At 44.3% G+C, this 1165-nt stretch carries 2 pseudogenes; one reads left to right on the forward strand and one right to left on the reverse strand.

Features of this window, described 5'->3' with window-relative positions:
* A pseudogene (locus AM228_RS34725) lies at positions 1 to 422 on the forward strand (hypothetical protein); the annotation flags it as partial.
* 123 nt (positions 423 to 545) lie between these two features.
* On the opposite strand, the pseudogene AM228_RS28810 reads toward AM228_RS34725, so the two are convergent.
* Positions 546 to 1165 (reverse strand): annotated as a pseudogene (locus tag AM228_RS28810) (photosystem II q(b) protein); the annotation flags it as partial.

Consider the following 1165-nt stretch of genomic DNA (forward strand, 5'->3'; position numbering starts at 1 on the left):
AATGGCCAGAATTAATCAACCTATACCAAGGTCATCCCACCTGGTTAAATATCATCGCCTCAACGATATTAGAACTATTTGATGGTAGCGTTTCCTTATTTTTAGCCGACCAAGAGGAGATATTTATCGGCGACTTATCCCCCATTCTCGAATCTCACTTAGACCGTTTATCGGAGTTAGAAAAAAAAGTCATATCCACGTTTTCAGAATATGAATCGGTAGATATTTCTCAAGCATCTGGATTACGGGAATTTGCCAAATCAGAATTAACCGAAGCCATGCAATCTTTAGGCAGACGGGGCTTAGTCGAAAAAGTGACCACAGGAGGGCGATCGCGCTTTCTGCTAAATCCTGTATTTAATACATCCTCAAATCATTATGAAATTTTAATAACCACCAAGACACAAAGAACACAAAGATGATTCTTGATTTCCTTTGTGTTCTTCGTGTCGAAAGTGGTAAAAATAGCCCTTCACAATATTTAAACAACAAAAAACGCCCCCCTTTTCAGGAGAGCGTTTTTTATTTATTTAGTTAGCTAAGAATTAGCCGTTGATTTGAGGAGCACTCAAAGCCACAGGAGCAGCTTCACCAGCAGCCAAATCTAAGGGGAAGTTGTGAGCGTTGCGCTCGTGCATCACTTCCATACCCAAGTTAGCGCGGTTGATCACATCAGCCCAGGTGTTGATGACGCGACCTTGAGAGTCAACAATGGATTGGTTGAAGTTGAAACCGTTCAGGTTGAAGGCCATCGTGGACACACCCAGAGCGGTGAACCAGATACCGATAACAGGCCATGCACCCAATAAGAAGTGCAGAGAGCGGCTGTTGTTGAAGGAAGCGTATTGGAAGATCAAACGACCAAAGTAACCGTGAGCGGCAACGATGTTGTAGGTTTCTTCTTCTTGACCGAACTTGTAACCATAGTTTTGAGATTCAACTTCGGTGGTTTCACGAACCAAGGAAGAGGTTACTAAAGAACCGTGCATAGCGGAGAACAGAGCGCCACCGAACACACCGGCCACACCTAACATATGGAAGGGGTGCATCAGGATGTTGTGTTCAGCTTGGAACACCAACATAAAGTTGAAGGTTCCAGAGATACCCAGAGGCATACCATCGGAGAAAGAACCTTGACCGATGGGGTAGATCAGGAAAACTGCGG

The organism is Planktothricoides sp. SR001 (genome assembly GCF_001276715.1).
GTDB lineage: Bacteria > Cyanobacteriota > Cyanobacteriia > Cyanobacteriales > Laspinemataceae > Planktothricoides > Planktothricoides raciborskii.